This window comes from Tabrizicola sp. (assembly GCF_031377265.1).
Classification (GTDB): Bacteria; Pseudomonadota; Alphaproteobacteria; order Rhodobacterales; family Rhodobacteraceae; genus JAUYQR01.
Genome location: NZ_JANMET010000159.1, coordinates 1 through 24,865, shown reverse-complemented (window position 1 = coordinate 24,865; position 24,865 = coordinate 1). Strand labels below are relative to the sequence as shown.

Below are 24,865 nucleotides of genomic sequence, written 5' to 3'. Positions count from 1 at the left end.
GGAGACCCGCCATGCCGCCCAAGAACCGCTTTGCCGAACTTCTGCCCGAGATCACCGCCTGGAGGCGTGATTTTCACGAACACCCCGAACTGTTGTTCGACGTGCAAAGAACGGCTGGCAAGGTCTCGGAATTGCTAAGATCTTTCGGATGTGACGAAGTGGTTGAGGGCCTCGGACGCACCGGCGTGGTCGGTGTGATCAAGGGCAAGACCGATACGGCGGGCCGCGTTGTCGGCTTGCGCGCGGATATGGACGCGCTACCGATCCTTGAGGCGACGGGAGTGCCTTATGCTTCGCGCACACCGGGCAAGATGCATGCCTGCGGGCATGATGGGCATACGGCGATGCTTTTGGGTGCGGCAAAGTATCTGGCCGAAACGCGGAACTTCGATGGCACCACCATAGTGATCTTTCAGCCCGCCGAAGAGGGCGGTGGCGGCGGGCGCGAGATGGTGGCTGACGGGCTGATCACCCGTTTCGGCATTCAGGAAGTCTACGGCATGCACAACATGCCCGGCATCCCGGTTGGGCATTTCGCGATCCGGCCAGGGGCGCTGATGGCGGCGGCGGACCAGTTCGAGATCGTGGTGACGGGCAAGGGTGGCCATGCCGCCAAGCCGCATGATTGCGTGGATACGACAGTGGTCGCGGCGCATATCATCGTGGCGCTGCAAACGATTGCCAGCCGCAACGTCGACCCGTTGAAGCAGGTGGTGGTCAGCGTCTGCACAGTGGCCACCGACAGTACGGCGCATAACGTGATCCCGCAGGTGGTGAAGATGAAGGGCACCGTGCGCACGATGGACGCAAAGGTGCAGGACTACGTGGAAACGCGTGTGGCCCAGATTGCCGAGGGCACTGCCCTTGCCTTGGGCGCGCGGGCCGAGGTGCATCATGCGCGCGGCTATCCGGTCACGGTGAATGCGGCCGAGAATACAGTCTTTGCCGCCGACGTGGCCCGGGCCGTTTCGGGCGTGGTCGACACCGACACCCCGCCGCTGATGGGGGCCGAGGATTTCAGTTTCATGCTGAATGAACGCCCCGGTGCCTATATCTTTCTTGGCAACGGGGACACGGCAATGGTGCATCACCCGGCCTATAATTTTGATGACAATGCGATTCCCTTCGGGTCGAGCTGGTATGCCGGGATGGCCGAGGCGCGGATGCCTTCGCCATGATCGGCGCGGTTCTTATCGGTCTGATCGCGGCCCTGCACGTCTACATCCTGGTGCTGGAAATGTTCCTGTGGGAGACGCCGCGTGCCCGCAAAGCCTTTGGCACGACGCCGGAGTTTGCCAAGGCGTCGCGGGTGCTGGCGGCCAATCAGGGGCTGTACAACGGGTTTCTTGCCGCCGGTTTGATATGGGCCTTGCTGCTCGGGCTGCCGGGCGCGGGGCAGGGGGTGGCGCTGTTCTTTCTGGCTTGCGTGCTGGTGGCCGGGGTCTACGGCGCGGCCACTGCGTCGCGGCTGATTCTTTTTGTTCAGGCGGTTCCCGCGGCGCTGGCACTGGCGGCGACGCTTGGCGGGGTGTGAGGCTAAACATAGAGCTATGCGATTTAGTTGGACGTGCTAGCCTTGGGGAAAATTCCTCGGGAGAACTGCATGACCATCTACAAAAGCCCGTTGGCCGATCTGACATTGCGCGACCTGAGTATTACGGATCGGCTGTTTGAAGGGTTGGCACTGGGAAAGAACCGTGCCCTGCTGATCGACGGGCCGTCTGGCCTAAGCCTTACGGGCGCAGAGCTGCGGGCGCGGATTCAGTCTCTGGCTGGCGGCCTTGCGGCGCAGGGGATCGGGTCGGGATCGGTGATCGCGTTGATGGCGCCGAACATGCCGGATTATGCGACCATTTTTCATGGGGTGGCTTATGCCGGGGCGACGCTGACCACGATCAACCCCACCTACACCGCGCCAGAGATAAAGCATCAGCTGGCGGATTCTGGCGCGGAGCTGCTGATTACCATTCCGGCGTTCCTGCAGGTGGCAGAGGCCGCCTTGCATGGCACCAAGGTGCGCGAGATCGTGGTGATTGGTGGGGCCGAAGGGCATCGGTCACTGGACGATCTGATGGGTCCGCCGATGACCGCGCAGGTGCCTGTCGATCTGGACCGGCATGTGATGGTGCTGCCCTATTCGTCCGGCACCACCGGCCTGCCGAAAGGCGTGATGCTGAGCCACCGCAACCTCGTGGTCAATGTTGACCAGATCATCGAGATGCTGGAGGTTGCGAACGGCGAAACCTCGATCGCCTTCCTGCCGTTCTTTCACATCTATGGGATGAACGTGCTGATGAACGCGTTTCTTAGTGCCGGGGCCGCATTGGTGACGATGCCGCGCTTTGATCTTGAGGCGCTGCTTGGCCATATCCAGACGCATCGAATGGAAAAACTGCTGATTGCCCCGCCTGTGGCAATTGCGTTGGCCAAGCATCCGATTGTCGACCAGTATGATCTTTCTTCGCTGAAGATCGTGATGTCGGCGGCGGCGCCGCTGGGGGGCGAGGTAGCAGAAGCGGTTGCCCGGCGTATCGGTTGCGCTGTGATCCAGGGTTACGGAATGACCGAACTTAGCCCCGTGACGCATGTCGTGCCGCACCGCACGCCGCGATCCGGGTCGGTCGGGGTCACGTCGCCAAATGCCCGCACCCGGATTGTTGATCCGATGACCGGGGTGGATTGCGGTCCCGACGAAGAAGGCGAGGTCTGGATCAGCGGCCCGCAGGTGATGATCGGCTATCACAACCGCCCCGAGGCCACGGCACAGATGATCGTGGATGGCTGGTTGAGGACCGGTGATCTGGGGGTGGTCGATGCTGACGGCTATCTGTTCATCCGCGACCGGCTGAAGGAGTTGATCAAGGTGAAGGGGTTTCAGGTGGCCCCGGCCGAAGTGGAGGCCGAGTTGTTGGGTGTCAGTGGCGTAGCCGATGCGGCGGTGATCGGGGTGCCGGATGACGACGCTGGCGAATTGCCGATGGCCTTTGTGGTGCAAAGCCCCGGATCAGACCTGACCGAAGCGCAGGTCAGGGCAGCCTTGGTGGGCAAGCTGGCCAGTTACAAGATCCCGTCACGGGTGGAATTCATCGAGGCCATTCCGAAATCCGCGTCGGGCAAGATTCTGCGCCGGGTGCTGCGTGATCGGGTGTCTGGGGCCAACGCCTGAGACGCGACGATGGCAGGGTTTTGCCATACCGATAAGTGTGACTTGCCATGCGATGCACAGGCCGTGTTAGCCTGACTGGGAACGCAGTTCGTCAAGGGTTGGCCATGATCACAAGGCGCATGTTCCATAGCCGCCTGTTGGCAGCTTTGGTTTTGGCAACCAGCCCGCGTCTGGCCTTCGCCACGACGCCGGACCTCGTGGCAGACGACATCTGGCTGAATCGACTGACCTTCGGGGCAAGTGCCGCAAGCCGCGCGGCGATTGCAGCGCGCGGGCGTGAGGCGTGGCTGGACGACCAACTTGGCTTGGGACCGGACGATCCTGCCCTGGCCGCGCGGCTGGACGCGGCGCGGCTGCGGATTTCGTATGAAGCGGGAGAGGATGAAAACGGCAATTCCTGGCAGGCGCTGGATGAGTTGCGACCCTTGTCGATGCTGGGCGCGGATCCCGAGACGCTGGTCCGTTTGCTGGACTGGGAGCCGGGTGCGGGCATGGATTTCTCGGAGCGCATGCGGCCTGCATCAGAGGTGATCGCAGCCAGCATGATCCGGGCTGTTCACGCCGAGGCGCAGGTGCGCGAGGTGATGGCGCAGTTCTGGCATGACCATTTTAACGTGAATTCCGGCAAGGACGAGACGACTGCGGTGTTCTTTGCGTCCTATGATGCGGTGATGCGGACGCATGCCTTTGGCAACTTCCGCACGCTTCTGGGTGAAGTGGCCCGGTCGCCGGCGATGCTTTACTATCTGAACAACGCAGACAGTCAGGCCTCGCCCGCCACCGAAAATTACGCGCGTGAACTGCTGGAGTTGCATACGCTCGGCGCTGAGAACTATCTGAACGACCGCTATACCGTCTGGCGAGATGTGCCTGGGGCCGAGGCGGGTGCCGCAGAGGGCTATCTGGATCTTGACGTCTATGAGGTGGCACGGGCCTTTACCGGTTGGTCGGTGGGCGACGGGCGCTGGATAGCCGAAGGCGAGGAGGCACCGAAGACCGGGCATTTCTACTATATCGCGCAATGGCATGACCCGTATCAAAAGCGCATCCTTGGCCGCGAGTTCGCGCCGAACCGGGGGCCCATGGCCGATGGGGAAGACGTGCTGGACATGTTGGCCAGACACCCCGGCACAGCGCGGCATGTCTGCACAAAGCTAGCGCGGCGGTTTTTGTCGGACGAACCGGATGCAGGCCTTGTCGGACGGCTGGCGGAGGTTTTCATTGCTGCAGCGGAAGCCGAGGATCAGATCGCGCAGGTGGTGCGCGCGCTGGCATTGTCGCCCGAGTTTGAGGCACCACCCGCCAAGCTGCGTCGGCCGTTTGAAATTCTCGCCGCCCTGTACCGTGCCTCTGGGGCAGAGGTCAGCGGCACAGAAAACAGCTTTGATTGGCAGTTGTCGCGCGCGGGTTGGCGCCAGCATCAGTATGGTCCGCCAACCGGGCACCCGGATCGGGCGGGGGCCTGGACCGGGGCCAGCACGTTGAACCGGATGGCGGATCTGGCACTTTATGCCCATGAAGACTGGTTCGGCACGGCCACGGCTGATTTGCAGGCGGTCGAGGGTGCGGAATCGGCGGCCGAGTACCTTGCAAGGCATGCGGGGGCGCTGGTGCCGTTGCGCGCGGACGAAGTGGCTGCGGCGGTGGCCGATGTGATGGATATTGATCCGGCGTTGCCAGCCACCGATATCGCACCGCAAGACCGCGGCGGTGCCGCTTTGGCGGCTATCGCCTTTGCTGCCCTCACCCCAGAATTCCTGTTGCGCTAGAAGGAGGCCCGCATGCCCCGCGATCCGATCCTGGTGGTTTTGTTCTTGCGGGGTGGAGCCGATGGGCTGGCGCTGGTGTCGCCGTCCAGCGACCCCGATTTCATTGCTGCCCGACCGGAAGGCCTGCGCGTGGCGCGTAATGGGGACAGTGCCGGGCGCCTGATCCGGCAGGAGGTTGCGGATGTGGAGTTTCGGTTCAATCCGGCAGCCACAGGGCTGGCGGATCTTTACGATGCGGGCGATCTGTCGGTGATCCATGCAGCGGGCCTGCCAGAAGCAACCCGCAGCCACTTTGACGCCGAAGCGCGGATCGAACGCGGGCTTTTTGGCGCGGCGGTGGCGCCCGGCGATCCTTCGGGTTGGATCGGGCGGTGGTTGCAGGCCAGCACCCCCGGCGGGCCGATGCCTGCGCTGGCCGTGGGGGCGATGCGGCCGGCAAGTCTGTTGGGCGCAGATGCGGCGGTGGCCGAGACATTGGGCGATCTGATGCTGGCGCAGGGCAACTGGCTGGCCCCGGCTTTGCGCGCGCGGTTGCTGGCAGGGTTTGGCGCGCACGGTCCGCTGGCACGCCCGATCAGCGAATTGATCGGGCTGTCGGACATGATCGGCGACCGGCTTTGGTCTGAGGCAGATTGGGCGGTGCGGGCATACCAGCCGTCCGTGGTCTACCCCGAAGGCAACCCGTTGGCGCAGCCATTGATGACGGTGGCGCAGACGATCAAGGAAGATATCGGGCTGCGCGTGGCCACGGTCGATGTGCCGGGATGGGACACGCACGTGGCACAGGAAGGCCGGTTTCGCAATCTGACATCGGGTTTGTCCGAGGCGGTGATGGCGTTCTGGCGCGATCTTGGAGCATTGCAGCAAGACGTGTCGGTCGTGGTGATGAGCGAGTTCGGACGCAGGCTCCGCTCCAACACGGCGGGGGGTACCGACCATGGGCGTGGGAATGTGATGCTGGTGCTGGGGCCACAGGCGCGGGGTGGCCGCATGGTCGGGCGTTGGCCCGGCCTTGCCAATGAGGCGCTGGAGGAAGGCGCCGACCTTGCCGTGATCACCGATTATCGGGCCGTTTTGGCAGAGCTGCTGACCGGCCACATGCGCCTGCCGGACCCGGCCGTCGTCTTCCCGGGCTATGCAGCCGCGCCGCTGGGACTTTGGACCTGACATAAGTGCAGACATCGATGGACTTGCGGCGAAAGTGGTGATCGGGAATACTCGGCTGGCCGAGTGTGACCCTGTCGTCATTTGCACGTGAGGTTGAATGGGACGCACAAAGCCCCCGAGTGTCGATCTGCTGCGCCCGGCGCGGATAGACCGGCTTGTCGTCGACCTGATGAACGAACTTTTAGGGTTGTCTCGCGACGATATCGACACAGGACTGCAAAGCGTTCTTGAACGTCTAAGTCTGGCCTGTGGCTTTGACCGATCTTTCCTGTTTCGCTGCCGCCCGGATGGTACGCAGTACAATAGTCACGAATGGGTTGCCGCCGGCGTGCCGCCGCTAAAGCCCGCCATGCAGCAGGTCAACCCGGATAACCATCCGCTGTGGCACAGTGCTTTTAACAAAGGCTTGGTCGTGACCGTCAAGGACGTGACCGACTTGCCGGAAACCTGTGCAGAACGGCGGTTCCTGGAAGATATTGGCGTCGGTGCGTCGTTGATGGTGCCACTGATGGATGGGGATCGGCTGATTGGAGTGATCGGCTATGACCGGACTGCAAGACAGGAATGCTGGGCCGAGGATGAGGTGTTTCTGCTGACTTCGATCGCCCGTGCGATTGCCTCCGTCCTGTTGCGCGGCGAGGCCGAGGCGAAAGAAGCGTCGGTGCGCAACCACTTGCTGGCAACCCTGCATGCGCTGCCTGACATCGTCATGGAAATCTCTGGAGACGGCCTTATCGCCGCTTGTCACAGCACCGAACTGCCCTGGCTTTCGGGTCTGGTCAGGGCCGGAATTGGCCGCCGAATGCAAGACGTGTTGCCCGCCGAACTTGCCGCTGCCCTGGCAAAGATGCTGCCGCTGTCGCGAGACGCAACCTCGTCGCATGGACGCAGGGTCGGTCTGGCGGTTGGCGGCGATGTGCATTGGTACGAGGTGTCTGCCGCGCCGCTGCCTGCCGCGCCGTTGGGTGGCCCCACCGGCTATGTTGCCGTCATCAGGGATGTTTCGGCTGCGGTCGCGGCGACAGAGATGGTGTCCTACCGCGAGCGGCTGTTTGCCGCGTTCTTCGATATGTGTCCCCACCCGATCATTCTGACCGACTACCGGACCAGCGAGATGCTGGATGGAAACCGGGCCTTCAAGGCGGCGTTCGGGTTGGACCCTTCAGTGACGCGAGGGTTGTTTTCCAAGCAGGTCCTGCCTGAGAATTCGGCTTGGGTCCTGGATGTGGCGATCGCTGAACTCAAGGCGAAAAAGACCTATGGTCCGATTGAAACATGGTTACGGCGGGCCGATGGATCGCTGTTTCCATCTGTTCTGCGCGGTTTTATGGACACCGATCCTGCTGGGCGCCGGCTGGTATGGGCGCTGATCGAAGATGTCACGGAACTTCGTCGGAACGAGGCGGCGCTGTTGGTGGAACAGCAGTTGCTGGAGGCGACCCAGACACGCATGATGGCAGCGATCGAGGCGTTGGATGACGGGTTCGCTGTTTTTGACGAACACGATCGTCTGGTGCTGTGGAATGCCCGCTATGAGGACGTGTTTTCCGGCATCGCCGACCTGATCTGTTCGGGCGCGCTATATGACGATCTGTTGCGGGCTGCCATCGCGCGGGGGGTATTTTACGACGAAGGCGCGGGCGCCAGCGCGAATTTGCAGCGCAGGCTGGACCGGCATCTTACCGATCTTTGGGATGGCGAAGATCGACTGGCAGACGGGCGGTTGATCTGGGTCCGAGAGCGCGCCACGCCGTCGTGTGAAACGGTGGGGATTTATCAAGACATAACGGCGCGGCGCCAGTCTGAACGGCGGCTGCAACAAGTGATCAACGGCGGTGAGGTCGGGATCTGGGAGTGGGAGGCGGAGGTTGGCCTGACCGAGATCAACGACCGTTGGCACCGGATGCTGGGCTACGGCGCTGAAGATCCGGACCGGCCATCCGTGACCGACCTTATTGGGCGTTGCCACCCTGAAGACGCCGCGAGACTGGCCGAGATTCAACGGTCGGTGATGGCCGGAGAGGTGGAAGACTTTGATCTGGTAACCCGTCTCAGACACAAGTCGGGCGGCTGGGTCTGGGTGTTGTCGCGCGGGCGGGTGTTGGCGCGCAAATTTGACGGCGCACCCCGGACGATCGTTGGCGTGCATCTGGACGTGAGCGAACGCATCGAAGCGGAGCAGCGCATCAGCCGCCTGATTGACGGTGCCAGATTGGGAACATGGGAGTTCAGCTATCGCGCTGGTCACACGCTGATCAATGAACGATGGGCCGAAATGCTTGGCTACAGTTCAGCCGAGCTGAACCCGCTGTCGGTGGCAGACTGGCTGCCTATGATCCATCCCGAAGACCGGGACGCCATGCTCGAAAAAGAGCGTGATCTGTTTTCCCGTCACGAATGGATGATCGAACACGAGATGCGCTTGCGGCATCGTGATGGCCGTTGGATTTGGGTGTTGTCGCGCGGGCAGGTGATCGAGTGGGATGAGGATGGCGCACCGCTTCGGAATAGCGGGATCCATCTCGACATCTCGCAGGCCAAATCTCTTGAGGTGGCGCTTGCGCGCGAACGCGACACCCTTGCCCGGATCATGGAAACGTCGGTCTCGGGGATTACCGCAGTGGACGCGCACGGCCGCGTGGTCTTTGCCAACGCCGAGGCAGAAAAGATCTTGCGGGGCAGGGTGACGCCGGGGGGTGAGATGTATCCACCGATGACCTTGGGGATCACTGATCTGACGGGGGAGCCAATCGCATCACAGAACCTTCCGGTTGCGCGGGTGCTGGCCGGGGGGGAAACCGTTCGCGACTTTCGGCATGTGATCCGCGGGGCTGATGGCAGCCGCCGGGTGGTTTCGGTGAATGCAGCGCCGCTGTCGGCACCGGGCACCGATCTTGCGGTTGTGTGTTCATGGACCGACATCACGGATGCGGTCGACGGCGAGGACCGGCTTCGTGCTGCGATGATTGCGTCGGAAGCGGCCAACCGGGCCAAGTCCGACTTTCTTGCCAATATGAGCCACGAGATACGCACGCCGCTGAACGGCGTTCTGGGGATGGCCTATGTGCTGGAGGGAAGTCTGGAAGACCCGGCGCAGAAGAGCATGGTACGCGTTATCCGCGAATCAGGCGAGCATCTTCTGGGCGTGATCAACGACATACTTGATCTCGCCAAGATCGAGGCCGGTCGTCTGACGCTGGACGAGCGGCCCTTCAGCTTGGCCGACCTGACCAGCCGGATCATGGCGATCCATGGCCTGCACGCTGCAGCCAAAGGGGTGAACCTGAGTGTCAGTGTTCGGGGCGAAAGCACGCGCCTTCGCGTTGGGGATGCGCAGCGGATCAACCAGATCTTGCACAACCTCGTGGGAAATGCGGTGAAGTTCACCGACCATGGTCGCGTCGAACTGACGATCGATCAACGCTCTGCGACGCGGCTTGGGCTTGAAGTGAGAGACACCGGCATCGGCATGACTGAAGAGCAGTTGGTCCGGGTGTTCGAGGATTTCACCCAAGGCGATGGCGGGATCGCGCGTCGCTATGGCGGGACGGGGCTGGGCTTGCCCATCGTTCGCAAGCTTGCGCAGATGATGGGGGGCAGCGTCAAGCTAAGCGGCGCACCCGGTGCCGGGTTGACGGCCCTGGTTGAAATTGCGGTGCCGGCGCTGAACGTGACCCAGAAACAGGCTGATGTCCTCGATTTGCCGAAGGTGCCCAGAATGTCGGTTCTTGTGGCCGAAGACAATGCCACCAACAGATTGATCCTGAAGACAATGCTGGACGCCTTGGGTGTGGAATGCACCGTGGTTGTTGACGGCACCGAAGCAATGGCACTGTGCGAAACCCAAAACTTCGATGTGCTTCTTGTGGATATCGCGATGCCGCAGATGGACGGGGTACGCACTTTGGCCGCGCTGAAGGCCGGGGCGGCGGCCAATGGCAGACGCTGTGCGCCGGCGATTGCCGTCACGGCCAATGCAATGACGCATCAGGTACAGGAATACCACGAGGCCGGCTTTTCTGCGGTCGTGGCCAAACCAATCAGGATGGACCGTCTGGCCGAAGCGCTGATCCAGTCCTATGAGATTGCGGCGGTCAGGCCAGCGTGACCTGCACGCCCGCGTCGGCCAGCAGATCGGCCAGCGCGCCGGTGGGGGCTTGGTCGGTCACAAGACGGCTGATGGCCTCTGGATCGCCGATCCGGATCGGCGCGGATCGGTCGAATTTGCTGGCGTCGGCCGCAATGATCGCCTGATCGGCGCATTCAATAATGGCGCGGCTGAATTCGGCCTCGAGCAGGTCATGCAACATGAAGCCTGATCGGCTCTCCAGCGCTGCTGCCGACAAGATTGCATAGCGGACGCGAAACTGGCGCACAAAGGCCAGCGCCTCGGCCCCGAAGGCACCGCCGTCATGCGGGCGAAGTTCGCCACCGGCCATGAAGACGCGGTTGCCGCCGCGCCCGGCCAGCGTTTGCGCCACCGAAAGTGAGTTGGTGACTACCAGCAGTTCGCGATGCTCGCGCAGCGCCTGAGCGACGTAAGCTGTGGTCGACCCCACGTCCAGAAACAACGAAGCCCCGTTTTCGATGAGACTGGCCGCGCGCGCCGCGATAGCGCGTTTGGGTGCGGGGTTGAGACCGACGCGCAAAGCGAAACTTGGTTCCGGCCCCCAATCCTTGAGATGCACGCCGCCGTGTACCCGGGTGACACTGCCTGCCATTTCCAGCCGTTTCAACGACCGGCGAATCGTTTCGTCACTGACGTTCAGCCGCTGAGCCAGTTCGGCTATCCGCGCTGCGCCGGTGACATTCAGATGCTCAAGAATTGAGCGTTCACGGTGGGTCTGAAGCATGCGGGTGAAACCGACTTGTGGGATTACGCAGATACTTGCGGCCAGTCTGGTGGCTTTCCACACAATTACCATAGGATCGGGCAAAATACCACAAATCCTTTGACACCCATGGTGAGGTTTCGCACCTTGGTAACACGAGCAGGGTTCATCAAACCCTCACCGAACCCTGTGATTGCCACGAACGGGCGCCCCGTTGACCTGGACACTCTGGCGGCGTCTTGCGGACGGGCCTTGAACCCCTCGGGCCCGTCCGCTTTAGTCTTGCAAGACTGCGGTCATCTGACACCCAAATCGAGAAGTGCCGTGCGAATTTGTTGCCGATCTGAAGCGAGTTCCCAGGCAAACCTTTGCCCGCCTTGGCGTTGTGTTGGGCACGATACGCAGCCGGTTTACGATTGCCGATCCGCGTCCCGGCAAACAGCCGTGCACCCATGACATCGGTGAGTTCGCCTCTGGAGCGCGTTCTGAGTTTGCCGATATGGGCAGGCACGCCGGTGGCCGAGCCGTTGGGCGGGGGTATCACCAACCTCAACTTCGTGGTGACCGATGCGGCGCGCCGTGTGGTCGTGCGGATCGGGGATGATATTCCGGTGCACCAGATCATGCGTTTCAATGAACTGGCCGCCAGCCGTGCAGCGCATGCAGCGGGCGTGTCACCTGCGGTGATCTATCACGAACCCGGCGCACTGGTGATCGATTTTGTCGAAGGCCGAACGCTTGGCGCCGAAGACCTTCGTGAGGAAGATATGCTGAGCCAGGCGCTGGCGTTGGTCAGCCGCGCGCACCGCGACATTCCGCAGCATCTGCGAGGCCCGGCGTTGACCTTCTGGGTGTTTCAGGTGCTGCGCGACTACGCCGCCACCCTTGTCGATGGACGATCATCCCATCTTGCGAATTTGCCCAACCTGCTGGCCGAAGCGGCGGAGCTTGAGGGTGCTGTGGGTCGCATCGAGCTGGTTTTCGGTCACAATGACCTGCTGCCAGCCAACTTTCTGCATGATGGCAACCGATTGTGGTTGATTGACTGGGATTATGCGGGCTGGGGTTCGCCGCTGTTCGATTTGGGCGGTCTGGCGGCCAACAATGGACTGAGCGAGGCGCAGGAAACACGGCTGCTCGCGACCTACTTCGCGACCCCGCCCAACGCGGACCTGTGGCGCCGGTACCGCGCGATGAAGGCAGCGGCTGCGCTGCGTGAGGCGATGTGGAGCATGGTTCAGGAAATCCATTCCAGATTGGCCTTTGACTACGCCACCTACACGGCGAACTACCTTTCAACATACCGCGCCGCTTTTGACGCCTACAGGATGAGTTGATGACTGACCTTCCCTCTACCGCCCGTGCCGTGATCATCGGCGGCGGCATCGTTGGCTGTTCCGTGGCCTATCACCTGGGCAAGCTGGGCTGGACCGATACGGTTCTTCTGGAACGCAAAAAGCTGACCTCGGGCACCACGTTTCACGCGGCGGGGCTGGTCGGGCAATTGCGGACCTCGGCCAACATCACCCAGCTTCTGGGCCATTCGGTTGCGCTTTACAAAGCGTTGGAGGCTGAGACGGGCCTGCAAACCGGCTGGAAGATGAACGGCGGCCTTCGTCTGGCCTGCAACGGCGAACGCTGGACCGAAGTGAAGCGCCAGGCGACCACCGCGCATTCCTTTGGGCTTGAGATGCATCTTCTGACGCCGAAAGAGGCGCAAGATCTGTGGCCATTGATGACAATCGATGATGTCGTCGGGGCCGCGTATCTGCCGACGGACGGGCAGGCCAACCCCTCGGACATCACCCAGTCGCTGGCCCGCGGGGCGCGGATGGCAGGGGTGAAGATCTTCGAAGACACGCCCGCAACCCGGATCATCGTTGAAAACGGGCGAATTCGCGGGGTGGAAACGCCGCATGGCAGCATCGAATGCGAAAAGGTCGTGATCTGCGCAGGGCAATGGACGCGGGTTCTGGCGGCAACTGTCGGGGTGAACGTGCCGCTGGTGTCGGTCGAGCATCAGTACATGGTGACCGAACGGATTGACGGGGTGACCCCGGATTTGCCAACCCTGCGCGATCCCGATCGGCTGACCTATTGGAAGGAAGATGTCGGCGGCTTGGTCTGGGGTGGCTATGAGCCAAATCCGAAACCTTGGGCAGTGGCGGGCATTCCGGAGGGTTTTCACTTTGAACTGCTGACCTCGGACTGGGATCACTACGGCCAGTTCATGGAAAACGCTCTGGCACGGGTTCCGGCATTGGCCACGGCCGGCGTCAAGCAGCTGATCAACGGGCCGGAAAGCTTTACGCCGGACGGCAATTTCATCCTGGGCGAAGCGCCGGAGCTGCGGAATTTCTATGTCGGCGCCGGGTTCAACGCCTTTGGTATCGCATCAGGCGGTGGGGCGGGGATGGCGCTGGCCGAATGGGTGGCCATGGGTGAGCCGCCGTTCGACCTGTGGCCGGTCGACATCCGGCGGTTTGGCAAAGTGCATCGATCAACCGATTGGGTCCGCAGCCGGACGTTGGAGGCTTACGGAAAACACTACAGCATTGCCTGGCCGTCCGAGGAAATGCGATCTGCCCGCCCCACGCGCCGCTCGCCGCTCTATGCACATCTGCAGGTGGCAGGGGCCTGTTTTGGCGAAAAGCTGGGCTGGGAACGCCCGAACTGGTTTGCCGGGCCCGGGGAAAGCCCGGTTGATCACTATTCCTACCAAAGGCCCGGCTGGTTTGATGCGGTTGCGCGCGAACACAAAGCGGCGCGCGAGGCGGCAGTTCTGATCGACCAGACGTCCTTTGCCAAGTTCACCCTGAAAGGGCCTGATGCAGCAAAGGCGTTGAACTGGATTGCGGCTGGCAACATCGACCGCACGCCCGGCAGCCTGACCTACACCCAGATGCTGAACCAAAAGGGTGGGATCGAATGCGATCTGACAGTGGTGCGCCGGGCTGAGGACGAGTTCTACATCGTCACGGGCACTGGTTTTGCCACCCATGATTTCGATTGGATTTCCAGGAACTTGCGCGGCAATTGCCAATTGATCGACGTGACTTCCGGATCGGCAGTTCTGTCGTTGATGGGGCCCGATTCGCGGCGCGTCCTGCAAGGCTCAAGCAGTGATGATCTGTCAAACACAGCGTTTCCGTTTGGCACCGCCAAGTCCATTTCGGTTGCCGGGTGCCCGGTTCTGGCGCTGCGGGTCACCTATGTCGGTGAACTTGGATGGGAACTCCATATGCCGACGGATGTGGCTGTCACCGTCTACGAAGCGCTGAAAGCGGCGGGGGGCCTGGTCGATGCGGGGTACCGGGCGATCGAAACGCTGCGGCTGGAAAAGGGCTACCGCGCCTGGGGGGCCGACATTGGCCCGGATCACACGCCGGTAGAGGCCGGGCTTGCCTGGGCCTGCAAGATGAAATCAGGCTTGCCGTTCCTTGGACGTGACGCGGTTGCGGCACAGCTTGCTGGCGAAGTAAAAAAGCGACTGGCCACCTTTACGGCGGCGCCGGAGGTGATCCTTCTGGGGCGCGAGACGATCTATCGCGATGGCGAGCGGGTCGGCTGGCTGTCTTCGGGCGGCTTTGGCCATACGGTAGGTCGTTCGATCGGCATGGGCTATGTGCGACACCCCGACGGTGTCACGGAAGACTTTGTTCTTTCAGGTGGTTACGAGCTGGAAGTGGCGTCGGAGCGGGTGCCTGCGTCGGTTCACCTTGCTCCACTGTACGACCCGCAGAACCTGCGCGTCAAAGCCTGACTTCCTCTTCACCAAATATCCCGGGGGTGCGGGGGCTGGCCCCCGCTACCTACCCGTCAAATCGCGTCGCGCCCCGGCGCCTTTCGTCCACCGGCTGGGTCAGGATGGTTGCCTGATGCGCGCGCTGGTCGCAGTTCGCGCGCGGGCAGATGCGGCAATTGATGCCAATCGGCACCATCCGGGCACCGGCTACGGAAAACGCCTCGGCATAGCCGATCTCGGCCGCATGGTTGATGGTGCAGCCCATCGCCACTGCCAGACGGTTGTCTTGGGCGTGCCGGATCCAGGTGGGTCGGTCCACTGTGCGCGAGAATACGAAGTACTGTGATTTGTCTGGCATTTCAACGAATTGCGGTACGATCTTACCAGGTGTTCGGAACGATGTGTGCACATCGAGCCTTGGGCAGGCTCCGCCATATTCAGCCAGATGAAAGTCGGTCGCGTTGAACCGCTTGGTGACGTTGCCGCCTTTGTCGATCCGCATGAAGAAGAACGGCACACCCTGCGCTCCGTCGCGTTGCAGGGTGGTGGCGCGGTGGCAGGCCTGCTCGAAGGACACACCAAAGCGGGTGGCGATATGGTCCAGATCGTATTTCGTGGCCCGAACCTCGGCCAGAAAGGCATCGTAGGGCATCAGGACGGCCGCGGCGAAATAATTGGCAAGTTCGACACGCAGCCGCGCCACGCCACGCGGATCGGCAATGCCGGCCCGGTCGATCAACGTGTCAAGTAATGCCCGATGTTCAAGAAGCCCGCACATATGCACCAGCTGGAAGGTTCGGTTGGTGTGGTCCAGCGCTTCGGAAAGCAGGATTTCATGCCGGGCTTCGTCATACTGCCGCAGGGTTCCGGGAAGGTCTTCGACGCGCGCCAGACGAACGGAAATACCCAGTCGGCTACGTAGGCGTTGCTTCAGTGCGACGTAAATCTCATCCCTTTCAACCAGTTGAGGGCCCCAGAATGCCTCGGCGGCCAGTTCAAGATCGCGGAAGTGATTGCGTTGGCGGCGAAACACGTTGTGCACAGCGGCTTCGGGTGTGGCGTTGATCTGGCGCGCGTCGCCTTCGCCCAGTGACAAAAGCTGATCGGTCGCTGCCTGCCATGACCGGTGCAGACGCAGGAAGGATGCCGCCAGATCAGGTGCATGCACCAGCGCCGCCCGCATCTGGGTCAGGTCCGGTCGGTTTTCGGCAAACAACGGGTCCTGCAAGGCCGCGCGCAGATCGGCCAGTTGGCCAGAGCCATCTTCTTCGGCAATCTCGCGCCAATCGACCCCGTACGCGTCAAACAGCTTCAGCAGCACCTGAACCGAGACTGACCGCTCGTTGTTTTCCAGCAGATTGACGTAGGAAGGGCTGATCCCCAAGGCCCGCGCCATCATGCCCTGCGTTTCGCTCCGTTCCTGGCGAAGGCGGCGAAGGTGGGGGCCGATAAACGTTTTCTGCATACCGTCGCACACTCGAATAGGTTTGTGTGTATGACAATATTACACATTACAAGCTTTGTAAATTCTCGCGTTTACAGCGCGACCCGCTTTGCTTTTGCACCTTTCGCAATTGGTGACAGGAGGAACCAAGCCAAGGAGCAAAGCCATGTGCACAAACTTCAAAACCGGGACCAACAGCCTGTTCATCCCGGGACCTACCAACGTTCCCGATGACGTGCGGATGGCCATGAACGTGCCGATGCAGGACCAGCGCGGCCCGGAATTCGGGGCGCTGACACTTGGCATCCTGGCAGACCTGAAGCGGGTGTTCCGCACAAAGGATGGCACCGTGATGCTGTTTCCCGGCTCGGGCACCGGTGCATGGGAAGCGGCGATCACCAACACCTTGAATGTCGGCGATCGTGTGATGATGGCGCGGCACGGGCAGTTCTCCACGCTTTGGGCGGAAATGGCCACACGGCTGGGTCTGGTCGTCGATGTGGTGGACGTGCCGTGGGGTGCGGGCGCGCCGGTCAGCGAATTCATGCGGCGGCTTGCGGCCGACCGCAAGGGCGAGATCAAGGCAGTCTTCGTCACGCAGAACGAGACGGCGACCGGAGTGACCAGCGATGTGGCGGCAGTTCGGCGGGCGATGGACGATTGCTTTCATGATGCACTGCTGTTTGTGGACGGCGTGTCCTCGGTCGCGTCCATCGACTTCCGGATGGATGATTGGGGGGTCGATCTGGCAGTGACCGGCAGTCAGAAGGGGCTGATGTGCCCGGCAGGTTTGGGCATTCTGGCGGTAAGCTCGAAGGCAATGGCAGCCTCGGCCAGCGCCACGATGCGCCGCGCCTATTTCGAGTTCCGGGACATGGCCCAGACCAGCCAGAGCGGCTATTTCCCCTACACGCCTCCGACGCAAATCCTGCATGGCCTGCGGCGGGCGCTGGACCGGATCAACACCGAAGGTCTGGACGCGGTGATTGCCCGGCACGCGCGGTTGGCCGAAGGCGTTCGGCGTGGTGTTGCGGCCTGGGGCCTGTCGATCTGCGCCGAGCATCGTTCGCTGGCGTCCAATACGGTCACCGCCATCAAAGTGCCTGAAGGGGTTGATGCGCGCGAGGTCATTCGCATCGGGTATGAACGTTACAACACCAGTTTCGGGTCCGGTCTGGCCCGGCTGGCCGGCAAGGTGTTTCGCATCGGCCATCTTGGTGATCTGAACGAGGCGATGTGCCTTACCGCCCTGTCGGTTGCGGAAATGGCGCTGGCCGAGGCGGGTGTGGATATTGTCTTTGGATCTGGCGTTGCAGCGGCACAAGGCTGGTACGCGATGGGCAAAGGCCAGTCGAACAAGCTGCAGATCGCAGCAGAATAGCAGGGAATTCAATACGATGAGCCATACTCTTTACCCACTGCGCAAGCAGCGGCTGCAACGCTCTGAGCTTGCGGTTCCGTCGTCGAACCCGACGATGATCGACAAGGCTGCCGCAGGGGATGCGGATTACATTTTCCTTGATCTGGAGGATGCGGTGGCCCCACCAGAAAAGGAACAGGCCCGCAGGAACTGCATCCAGGCGTTGAATGACATCGACTGGGCGGCCAAGGGCAAGACGGTTTCGGTGCGGATCAACGGCTTGGACACCCATTACATGTACCGCGATGTGGTGGATGTGATGGAACAGGCGGGCAACCGCGTGCACACGCTGCTGGTTCCGAAAGTGGGCGTGACCGGTGATCTGTATATGGTCGAAGCGATGGTCAACCAGATCGAGCAGGCCAAAGGCTACACCACCCGGGTCGGGTTGGAGGCATTGATCGAGACCGCACTTGGCATGGCCAATGTTGAGGCGATTGCACAGTTTGGCGGGCGGCTTGAGGCGTTGCACTTCGGTGTGGCGGATTACGCGGCCAGCATGCGGGCCCGCACCACAAACATCGGCGGATTGAACCCGATGTATCCCGGCGATCAGTGGCACGCGGCGATCAGCCGGATGGTGATCGCCTGCCGCGCCTACGGTTTGCGGCCGATTGACGGGCCGTTTGGCGACTTCAGCGACCCGGACGGGTATAAGGATGGCGCGCGGCGCGCGGCGGCATTGGGTTGCGAAGGTAAATGGGCGATCCACCCGTCCCAAGTGGCCCTGGCGAACGAGGTGTTTAGCCCGACCGAGGCCGAGGTCACCAAAGCGCATCGGATCATCGAGGAACTGCGCCTTGCCGAGGCGCAGGGCAAGGGTGCTGCAAGCCTTGATGGCAAGATGATCGATGCTGCTTCGGAAAAGATGGCGCGCAACGTGCTGGTCATCGCAGACGCGATATCGGGGAGATAAGTCTATGGATATTCACGAATATCAAGCCAAAGAGATCCTTGCACGGTTCGGCGTGCCGGTGCCGCGCGGCGGGTTAGCCTATAGCCCTGAGCAGGCTGGCTACCGGGCGCGCGAACTTGGTGGCTCTGCCTGGGTGGTGAAGGCGCAGATCCATTCCGGTGGCCGTGGGGCAGCGGGTGGCGTCAAGTTGTGCCGCGATGAGCATGAGGTGGCAGCCTTTGCCGCGACCTTGTTTGGCAAGCAGTTGGTGACCAAGCAGACCGATGCCAACGGCAAGGGCGTCTATCGGCTTTGGGTCGAAGCCGCCTCCGACATCGCCCGCGAGATGTATCTGGGCCTGGTGCTGGACCGAAAGTCCGAGCGGATCATGATCGTCGCGTCGGCGCATGGCGGGATGGAGATCGAGGAGCTGGCCGAGACAGACCCGGATTCGCTGCGCCGCATGACGCTGGACCCGGCGGTCGGCCTGTCGGAGTTTCAGGCACGCGAGTTGGCCTTTCAGCTGGGCCTGAAGGGCGGTCAGGTTGCCCAGATGGTGACGATCCTGAAGGCGTGCTATCGGGCTTACCGCGACCTTGACGCTGTGATGGTGGAAATCAACCCGCTGGTCATCACCGGGACCGGTGATCTGGTGGCGCTTGATGCCAAGATGTCCTTCGATACCAATGCCTTGTTCCGCCAACCTCAAGTCGCGGAACTGCGTGACCGCAGCCAGGAAGATCCACGCGAAAGCACCGCCGGGGATCATGGTCTGGCCTATGTCGGCCTTGAAGGCGACATTGGTTGCATCATCAACGGTGCCGGATTGGCGATGGCCACGATGGACATGATCAAGCTGGCCGGGGGTGAGCCTGCCAACTTTCTTGATATTGGCGGCGGTGCATCGCCCGAACGCGTGGTCCGCGCGTTCCGTACCGTTCTGGCCGACCGCAACGTTGCTGTCATCCTGGTCAACATCTTTGCGGGCATCAATCGCTGTGACTGGGTTGCTGAAGGGGTTGTGAAGGCATATCAAGAGGTTGGCCTGACCATTCCAGTGGTCGTCCGGCTTGCCGGCACCAATGTGGCAGAGGGCAAGCAGATCATCAGGACCTCTGGTCTGCCGTTGATTTCCGCCGACACCTTGGCTGAGGCGGCGGCGAAAGCCGTCGCCGCGCGCCAGAAGTTTGCCGCCTGAGGAGAGCACCATGGCCATTCTGATCACCGAAAAGACCCGCGTCATCGTGCAAGGCATGTCCGGCCGTATCGGCGCGTTCCATGCCGCAGACATGATAAAGTACGGCACCAACGTCGTGGGCGGCGTAACGCCCGGGCGCGGCGGCGAGCGGCATCTTGACCGCCCGCTGTTCAACACCGTGCGCGAGGCGGTGGAAGCGACGGGGGCAGAGGCGAGCCTGGTTTTCGTGCCGCCGCCGTTTGCGGCTGACGCGATCATGGAGGCGGCAGATGCCGGAATTCGCACCGCCGTCTGCGTGACTGACGGTATCCCGAGCCAGGACATGATGAAGGTAAAACGCTTTCTCAAGCGCTATCCCGAGGAGCGCAAACTGCGCTTGATCGGCCCGAACTGTGCCGGGATCATCAGCCCCGGCAAGGGCTTCATGGGGATCATGCCGCCGCATATTTACATGGCCGGTCGGGTTGGTATTGTGGGGCGCAGCGGCACGCTGGGATATGAGGCAGCCGCCCAGATGAAGGAGTTGGGGATCGGCGTCTCTACCAGCGTCGGAATCGGCGGCGACCCGATCAACGGATCAAGCTTTCTTGACATACTGGCGCTGTTCGAGGCGGACCCGGAAACTGATGCGGTGATGATGATCGGCGAGATCGGTGGCCCCCAAGAGGCCGAAGCGGCAGCCTTTGCCCGCGACCACATGACGAAACCGGTGGTGGCCTATATTGCCGGTCTTTCCGCGCCAAAGGGCCGCAAGATGGGGCATGCGGGCGCAATCATCAGTGCTTTCGGTGAATCGGCGCAGGAAAAGGTGGAGATTCTGGAGGCAGCAGGGATCACGGTTGCGCCGAACCCGTCGTCGATGGGCGAGACGATGGCGCGGGTGCTGGGTGTACGCGTGGCGGCCTGAAACGGCGTTTGGCTGTCTGCCAAAAGGCGGACAGCCTCAGATCAACGGCATCCTGCGCATCTTTCCGGGCGCGTCGGGGTCGTGGTACTTGTTGGGAATGCCGCGCTCAACCAGCAGATTTGCAGCAAAGCGCAGCCGGTCAGGATCAAGCGTCACACCAAGGCCCGGGCCAGCGGGCAGGGCGATCAGGTTGTTCTTAGCTGCGAACGGGCCTTCTGCGATCACATCGAACGGTTGTTGGCGCAGCAGGCTCTGGTTCGGTTCTCGGATGTGGGGATGGGCGGCGCAGGCGTGCAGATAGGCCGCAGTTTCAAGGCCTGAACCTCCGGAATAGCACCAAAAATCAATCCCGGCCCCGGCGCAGGCCGAAACAAAGCGCAGCATTGCGGAAAAGCCGCCCAACCCTGCAACGTCGGATACGATGGCGTCAGGGGTGCCATAAGCAACGGCTTTGCCAAGGTCGGTGTTGTGGCCGGAGAAGGGGATGGTGGTCCGGGTCCGCAGGCGTTTCATGGTGGTCCAGTCCGGGGTGGGATCCTCCCAGTTGCGAATTCCAAGCTCTTCGAAAGCCGGGGCGAGATGCAGGCACGACGGCAGGCTGAACGCCTGATTGCTGTCGATCCGAAGCATGGCTTGCGGACCGAGCGCGCGGCGCAACGCCTGCATCAGCGCGATGTTTCGGTTCAGATCCGGGTCCGAAACCTTGCCCTCGAAAAACGTGGTGCCGTGGGTCTGGTGCAGGGCAAGGCAATAGTCGACCACCGCCTCGATGCTGGTTTCGCCGCCTTTGCCGTCCTGCGCCAAGCGATAACTGAAGTAATCAGTGAACGGAATCGCGTTGCAGTGAATGCCGCCCAACAGGTTTGCCACTGGTTGCCCCCAAAGTTTGCCGCGCAGGTCCCAAAGCGCGATGTCGACCCCACCCCAGGCGCCGCGCAGGCCGTAGTCGGTTACGGAATGGGCCGCGGGCATGGAGGGGAGCACGCGCCGTTCAAGACCGGCGATGTCCAGCGGGTCCAGCCCGATGATGCGGTCGGAAAAGCTTTCGATGATGCGCGCCGAGCTGTGCGATGGCGCTTCGCCGATACCGACCAAACCATCGGTGGTCTCAACCTCAACCACGCATTTGGTAAAGCCGTCCAAGGCACCATAAGACCAAAGATAAGGCGCCTCCAACGGGACAAGGATCGGGGTCGCGCGGATAGATTTGATCTTCATGGGCTGCACCTAGGACTACGGACAATGACGAGAAGTAAAAGAGCGGACTTGATTCGTCGCGCCAAAACGGCACTGTCAGAATGAAATCGCGGCAGGAGACAACAGTGCAGATCACGTTGGACGAGGTGGAAGCCATAGCGCAGGCGGCGTTGCAGCGGGCAGGTGCGTCCGTGTTACAAGCGGGCGCTGTGGCGCGTTCGATCCGGGCGGCAGAGGCGGAGGGCACGCGCGCGATCGGGCTTGGCTATCTGCAATGGTACGTCGGGCATTTGAAGGTTGGAAAGATCCTGGGGCAGGCGGTTCCGGTGGTGTCTATGAAACGCCCCGGAATGATCCATGTCGATGCAGCAGGTGGTTTCGCGCATCCGGCTTATGAGGCGGGCGAGGCTGCCTTGGTGACAGCGGCACGCTCGCAGGGAATAGCCGTGCTGGGAGTGGCCGGAGGCTATGCTTGCGGCGTGTTGGGCTATTTCAGTGACCGACTGGCGCGGGAGGGTTTGGTGTCCATCGCGGTCACGAATGCTTCGTCAACAATGGCCCCATGGGGCGGCAGCCTGCCGTTCTTCGGGACCAATCCCTGGGCCTTTGGTGCCCCCCGGACCGCCGACGCGCTGGTGATCGACAGTTCCTCATCCGCTACAGCCTTTGTTAATCTGGCCACTGCTGCCGCGGAGGGCAGGCCAATTCCCGTGCACTGGGCGCTAGACCGCGACGGCAATCCGACAACAAATGCTGCGGAAGGGATGGCCGGGTCGATCGCGCCGTCCGGGGGGCACAAGGGCGCTGCGCTGGCGCTGATGGTCGAGATTTTGGCGGCGGGGTTGACTGGGGCCAACTGGTCATTTCAGGCCTCATCACTTGGCGACGATGTGGGCGGGCCACCTCGTTTAGGGCAAAGCTTCATCGCCATCGACCCAGAGGCGATGGCACCTGGGTTCGGCGAGCGGTTGGAGGTGATGGTGGCAGCGATGTGCAATCAACAAGGTGTCCGGGTACCCGGCGCGCGTCGGATTGAAAACCGAAAGATTGCAGAGAAACAGGGGGTTGCACTGGATGACGGAGAAGTGGCGATCCTTGGTGAATTGACTGGGGAGCCGGTACAAGGTCAGGCATTGGCCTGAGCAAGGCCAACCTGCATATCTGCGCTATGGTGCGCGGTGACGGCCTCAAAGATCCAGGTCCGGAAGGTATCGGCGACCGGCCCCGGGCGTTCGATTGAAATCCAGTAGGCAATGCCTGCGTCAACGGCCGTGCCGGGCATGGCACGTAGTCTTCCGGCGGCAAAGTGCCCCGCAGCAGTAAACAGGCTGGCCAGCATCACTGCTTGTCCTTGCAGCGTCAAATCTATCGCGGCGTGTTCGGCGCTGACATGGGGGCCAGAGGGCGCGTGCAGGGTAAGCCCAAGCAATCGCGCCCAATCGTCCCACCCCACTGTGCCAGAGCGCAGTCCGTCAGGACTGTCGATGTGTACTGCGCGGGCCTGCGCCAGATCGGCGATGTTCAAGGCAAGGCCAGGCGCATGAGCCACGACGGTCTTGTCGCGGGCCAGAAGTTCCCACCTTCCGCGAGCGGGGGCTGCGGGGCTATGCGCAATCCTGACATGGGGCGGATCGCCATCGCTGCGCAACGGGTCGGTCGCGGCGAAGACATAGGGCGTTACGTCAGGGCAGGCGGCCTCGAATGTGGAAAGCCTCGGGAGAAGCCAGAGCACCGTAAACGACATTGGTGCCACCACGCGCAGGGCCTTTGCGCGGCTCATTCCCTGCAAGAGCGGACCGCTGGCACGAATGCGGGCAAAGGCATCGCCCAGGGTTGCTGCAAGCGCCGCCCCTTCGGCGGTGGGGCAAAACCGACCCGAGGCGCGGAAGACGAGGGGGCAGCCTGCTTCTGTCTCAAGCGCACGAAGGCGGTGGCTGACAGCAGCTGGCGTCACCGCAAGTTCATGGGCCGCCGCAGTCAATGTGCCAAGGCGCAGAACGGCATCAAACGCGCGCAGTGAGGTCAGCGAAGCAGAAGGAAAGGTATCATTCATCTTTACATCATGTAAAACTGTGACCAGCCCCGCAAGGGGTTTCAGCCCTCGGGCTGGACCAATCTGGCCAGGGCGCAGAACCCTTCTAACCCGATTTCTTCGGCCCTCGCGGTTGGTTCGATCCCGGCTGCTACCAGAACATCGTCGATCCCCGGCATCAGACCCTTCAGGCTGGAGCGAAGCATCTTGCGACGTTGGTTGAAGGCCATGGCGGTGACGCGCTGAAGGACCGCTGCATCTGCGGGAAACCGGGGGGCGGGCAGGGCAGTCAGGTGCACCACGGCGGAATGGACTTTCGGGGCGGGGGTGAAGGCCTCGGGTGGCAGCGTCATCATGATCCTGGCATCACAGCGCCACTGCGCCAGCAGCGCCAACCTGCCGTAATGCGCGGTTCGGGGCTTGGCTACGATCCGTTCGGCAACCTCCTTTTGAAACATCAACGTCAGGCTTTGCCAGACCGGTGGCCAAACCTTTGGTGTCAGCCAGCGGATCAGAAGCTCGGTGCCCACGTTGTAGGGCAGATTTGCGATTACCTTGATGGGCGGCGTCAGGTGCGCCAGAAGGTCAAGCTCCAGCGCGTCGCCCTGGATCACCTGCAGGCGTCCGGGATAGACGGCAGCCACCTCGGCAAGGGCGGGCAGGCAACGGGCATCCTTCTCAACCGCAAGAACGTGACGCGCGCCTTCGACGAGCAACCCTCGCGTCAAGCCGCCGGGGCCGGGGCCAACCTCGAGCACGTCATAACCGGACAGATCGCCTGCAGAACGGGCGATTTTGGCGGTCAAGTTCAGATCCAACAGGAAGTTCTGCCCCAGCTGCCGCTTTGCGACCAGATCATGCGTCCGGATCACCTCGCGCAGCGGCGGCAGCCCATCAATCGTTCCCAAACTACGTTTTCCTCTTTGATCTGCATTCGGGTTCCGAAGTGGTGTGATCCCCGCTGTGAATGCTAGCCGCGCCGTGCCACCATGTCTTGCGCCATCCGCAGGGCGGCAATCAGACTTGTCGGGTCGGCCACGCCGCGTCCGGCAATGTCGTAAGCGGTGCCATGATCTGGCGATGTGCGCACGAA

The 24,865-nt window shown here is 62.1% G+C and carries 19 protein-coding genes; 13 read left to right on the top strand and 6 right to left on the bottom strand.

What is annotated here, in order from left to right; all coding sequences use genetic code 11:
- Positions 1-11: 11 nt before the first annotated feature.
- The 6 genes from RMO18_RS08960 (at position 12) to RMO18_RS08935 (ending at position 10,210) form a co-directional block, all read left to right on the top strand.
- Positions 12-1,178 (top strand): M20 aminoacylase family protein, encoded by a 1,167-nt coding sequence (locus RMO18_RS08960; protein WP_309665352.1) that lies wholly within the window; start codon positions 12-14, stop codon positions 1,176-1,178.
- Positions 1,175-1,534 (top strand): DUF1304 domain-containing protein, encoded by a 360-nt coding sequence (locus RMO18_RS08955; RefSeq protein WP_309665350.1) that lies wholly within the window; start codon positions 1,175-1,177, stop codon positions 1,532-1,534. Before RMO18_RS08960 ends, RMO18_RS08955 begins: the two co-directional genes overlap by 4 nt.
- Positions 1,535-1,603: 69 nt before the next feature.
- Complete coding sequence (locus RMO18_RS08950; protein ID WP_309665348.1) at positions 1,604-3,166, top strand: AMP-binding protein; 1,563 nt, start codon at positions 1,604-1,606, stop codon at positions 3,164-3,166.
- Between the two features lie 119 nt (positions 3,167-3,285).
- A complete protein-coding gene (locus RMO18_RS08945; protein ID WP_309665346.1) occupies positions 3,286-4,935 on the top strand; it encodes a DUF1800 domain-containing protein in 1,650 nt (549 codons plus the stop codon).
- A 12-nt stretch (positions 4,936-4,947) separates the two neighbouring features.
- Positions 4,948-6,102 carry a DUF1501 domain-containing protein gene (locus RMO18_RS08940; RefSeq protein WP_309665345.1) on the top strand — a complete coding sequence of 385 codons (1,155 nt, stop codon included), beginning with the start codon at positions 4,948-4,950 and terminating at the stop codon, positions 6,100-6,102.
- Between the two features lie 97 nt (positions 6,103-6,199).
- Positions 6,200-10,210, top strand: coding sequence for a PAS domain S-box protein (locus RMO18_RS08935; RefSeq protein WP_309665344.1), 4,011 nt, complete (start codon positions 6,200-6,202; stop codon positions 10,208-10,210).
- Here RMO18_RS08935 and RMO18_RS08930 read toward each other — a convergent pair.
- Positions 10,197-10,955: a DeoR/GlpR family DNA-binding transcription regulator gene (locus tag RMO18_RS08930; RefSeq protein ID WP_309665343.1), complete on the bottom strand. Its 759-nt coding sequence runs from the start codon at positions 10,953-10,955 to the stop codon at positions 10,197-10,199. The two genes, RMO18_RS08935 and RMO18_RS08930, sit on opposite strands and share 14 nt — an antisense overlap.
- 431 nt (positions 10,956-11,386) lie before the next feature.
- Between RMO18_RS08930 and RMO18_RS08925 the strand changes: the two genes are divergently transcribed.
- Positions 11,387-12,271 carry a phosphotransferase gene (locus RMO18_RS08925; protein ID WP_309665341.1) on the top strand — a complete coding sequence of 295 codons (885 nt, stop codon included), beginning with the start codon at positions 11,387-11,389 and terminating at the stop codon, positions 12,269-12,271.
- Entirely contained in the window at positions 12,271-14,697 is a 2,427-nt protein-coding gene (locus RMO18_RS08920) for an FAD-dependent oxidoreductase (RefSeq protein ID WP_309665340.1), read from the top strand. The genes RMO18_RS08925 and RMO18_RS08920 overlap by 1 nt, the downstream gene beginning before the upstream one ends.
- Before the next feature lie 49 nt (positions 14,698-14,746).
- Here RMO18_RS08920 and RMO18_RS08915 read toward each other — a convergent pair whose 3' ends face one another.
- Positions 14,747-16,144: a short-chain fatty acyl-CoA regulator family protein gene (locus RMO18_RS08915; RefSeq protein ID WP_309665338.1), complete on the bottom strand. Its 1,398-nt coding sequence runs from the start codon at positions 16,142-16,144 to the stop codon at positions 14,747-14,749.
- Between the two features lie 145 nt (positions 16,145-16,289).
- Here RMO18_RS08915 and RMO18_RS08910 point away from each other — a divergent pair, with 145 nt between their 5' ends.
- The 4 genes from RMO18_RS08910 to sucD are packed head-to-tail and all read left to right on the top strand — an operon-like array spanning position 16,290 to position 20,543.
- Positions 16,290-17,504, top strand: coding sequence for an aminotransferase class V-fold PLP-dependent enzyme (locus RMO18_RS08910; protein ID WP_309665336.1), 1,215 nt, complete (start codon positions 16,290-16,292; stop codon positions 17,502-17,504).
- Between the two features lie 16 nt (positions 17,505-17,520).
- Positions 17,521-18,459, top strand: coding sequence for a CoA ester lyase (locus RMO18_RS08905; RefSeq protein ID WP_309665335.1), 939 nt, complete (start codon positions 17,521-17,523; stop codon positions 18,457-18,459).
- 4 nt (positions 18,460-18,463) lie between these two features.
- Complete coding sequence (locus RMO18_RS08900) at positions 18,464-19,636, top strand: malate--CoA ligase subunit beta (RefSeq protein ID WP_309665333.1); 1,173 nt, start codon at positions 18,464-18,466, stop codon at positions 19,634-19,636.
- 10 nt (positions 19,637-19,646) lie between these two features.
- Entirely contained in the window at positions 19,647-20,543 is an 897-nt protein-coding gene (sucD, locus tag RMO18_RS08895) for a succinate--CoA ligase subunit alpha (protein WP_309665332.1), read from the top strand.
- Positions 20,544-20,579: 36 nt separating this feature from the next.
- Here sucD and RMO18_RS08890 read toward each other — a convergent pair whose 3' ends face one another.
- Positions 20,580-21,761: a mandelate racemase/muconate lactonizing enzyme family protein gene (locus RMO18_RS08890; RefSeq protein WP_309665330.1), complete on the bottom strand. Its 1,182-nt coding sequence runs from the start codon at positions 21,759-21,761 to the stop codon at positions 20,580-20,582.
- A 104-nt stretch (positions 21,762-21,865) separates the two neighbouring features.
- Here RMO18_RS08890 and RMO18_RS08885 point away from each other — a divergent pair, with 104 nt between their 5' ends.
- Positions 21,866-22,882 carry an Ldh family oxidoreductase gene (locus RMO18_RS08885; RefSeq protein WP_309665329.1) on the top strand — a complete coding sequence of 339 codons (1,017 nt, stop codon included), beginning with the start codon at positions 21,866-21,868 and terminating at the stop codon, positions 22,880-22,882.
- On the opposite strand, the gene RMO18_RS08880 is transcribed toward RMO18_RS08885, so the two are convergent.
- From RMO18_RS08880 to RMO18_RS08870, 3 genes are all read right to left on the bottom strand, one after another.
- A complete protein-coding gene (locus tag RMO18_RS08880; RefSeq protein ID WP_309665327.1) occupies positions 22,867-23,793 on the bottom strand; it encodes a LysR family transcriptional regulator in 927 nt (308 codons plus the stop codon). The two genes, RMO18_RS08885 and RMO18_RS08880, sit on opposite strands and share 16 nt — an antisense overlap.
- A 41-nt stretch (positions 23,794-23,834) precedes the next feature.
- Positions 23,835-24,680: a 16S rRNA (adenine(1518)-N(6)/adenine(1519)-N(6))-dimethyltransferase RsmA gene (gene rsmA / locus RMO18_RS08875; RefSeq protein ID WP_309665326.1), complete on the bottom strand. Its 846-nt coding sequence runs from the start codon at positions 24,678-24,680 to the stop codon at positions 23,835-23,837.
- Between the two features lie 62 nt (positions 24,681-24,742).
- The coding region (locus RMO18_RS08870; RefSeq protein ID WP_309665364.1) for a 4-hydroxythreonine-4-phosphate dehydrogenase PdxA at positions 24,743-24,865 on the bottom strand (123 nt) is incomplete at its 5' end.

What these genes read in the sequence shown, in the direction of transcription:
- RMO18_RS08915 (WP_309665338.1), bottom strand. Translation starts at nt 16,144, where the DNA reads ATGCAGAAAACGTTTATCGGCCCCCACCTTCGCCGCCTTCGCCAGGAA.
- RMO18_RS08935 (WP_309665344.1), top strand. Translation starts at nt 6,200, where the DNA reads ATGGGACGCACAAAGCCCCCGAGTGTCGATCTGCTGCGCCCGGCGCGG.
- RMO18_RS08960 (WP_309665352.1), top strand. Translation starts at nt 12, where the DNA reads ATGCCGCCCAAGAACCGCTTTGCCGAACTTCTGCCCGAGATCACCGCC.
- RMO18_RS08945 (WP_309665346.1), top strand. Translation starts at nt 3,286, where the DNA reads ATGTTCCATAGCCGCCTGTTGGCAGCTTTGGTTTTGGCAACCAGCCCG.
- RMO18_RS08900 (WP_309665333.1), top strand. Translation starts at nt 18,464, where the DNA reads ATGGATATTCACGAATATCAAGCCAAAGAGATCCTTGCACGGTTCGGC.
- sucD (WP_309665332.1), top strand. Translation starts at nt 19,647, where the DNA reads ATGGCCATTCTGATCACCGAAAAGACCCGCGTCATCGTGCAAGGCATG.
- RMO18_RS08930 (WP_309665343.1), bottom strand. Translation starts at nt 10,955, where the DNA reads ATGCTTCAGACCCACCGTGAACGCTCAATTCTTGAGCATCTGAATGTC.
- RMO18_RS08950 (WP_309665348.1), top strand. Translation starts at nt 1,604, where the DNA reads ATGACCATCTACAAAAGCCCGTTGGCCGATCTGACATTGCGCGACCTG.
- RMO18_RS08890 (WP_309665330.1), bottom strand. Translation starts at nt 21,761, where the DNA reads ATGAAGATCAAATCTATCCGCGCGACCCCGATCCTTGTCCCGTTGGAG.
- RMO18_RS08940 (WP_309665345.1), top strand. Translation starts at nt 4,948, where the DNA reads ATGCCCCGCGATCCGATCCTGGTGGTTTTGTTCTTGCGGGGTGGAGCC.
- RMO18_RS08955 (WP_309665350.1), top strand. Translation starts at nt 1,175, where the DNA reads ATGATCGGCGCGGTTCTTATCGGTCTGATCGCGGCCCTGCACGTCTAC.
- RMO18_RS08910 (WP_309665336.1), top strand. Translation starts at nt 16,290, where the DNA reads ATGTGCACAAACTTCAAAACCGGGACCAACAGCCTGTTCATCCCGGGA.
- RMO18_RS08905 (WP_309665335.1), top strand. Translation starts at nt 17,521, where the DNA reads ATGAGCCATACTCTTTACCCACTGCGCAAGCAGCGGCTGCAACGCTCT.
- RMO18_RS08920 (WP_309665340.1), top strand. Translation starts at nt 12,271, where the DNA reads ATGACTGACCTTCCCTCTACCGCCCGTGCCGTGATCATCGGCGGCGGC.
- RMO18_RS08880 (WP_309665327.1), bottom strand. Translation starts at nt 23,793, where the DNA reads ATGAATGATACCTTTCCTTCTGCTTCGCTGACCTCACTGCGCGCGTTT.
- RMO18_RS08925 (WP_309665341.1), top strand. Translation starts at nt 11,387, where the DNA reads ATGACATCGGTGAGTTCGCCTCTGGAGCGCGTTCTGAGTTTGCCGATA.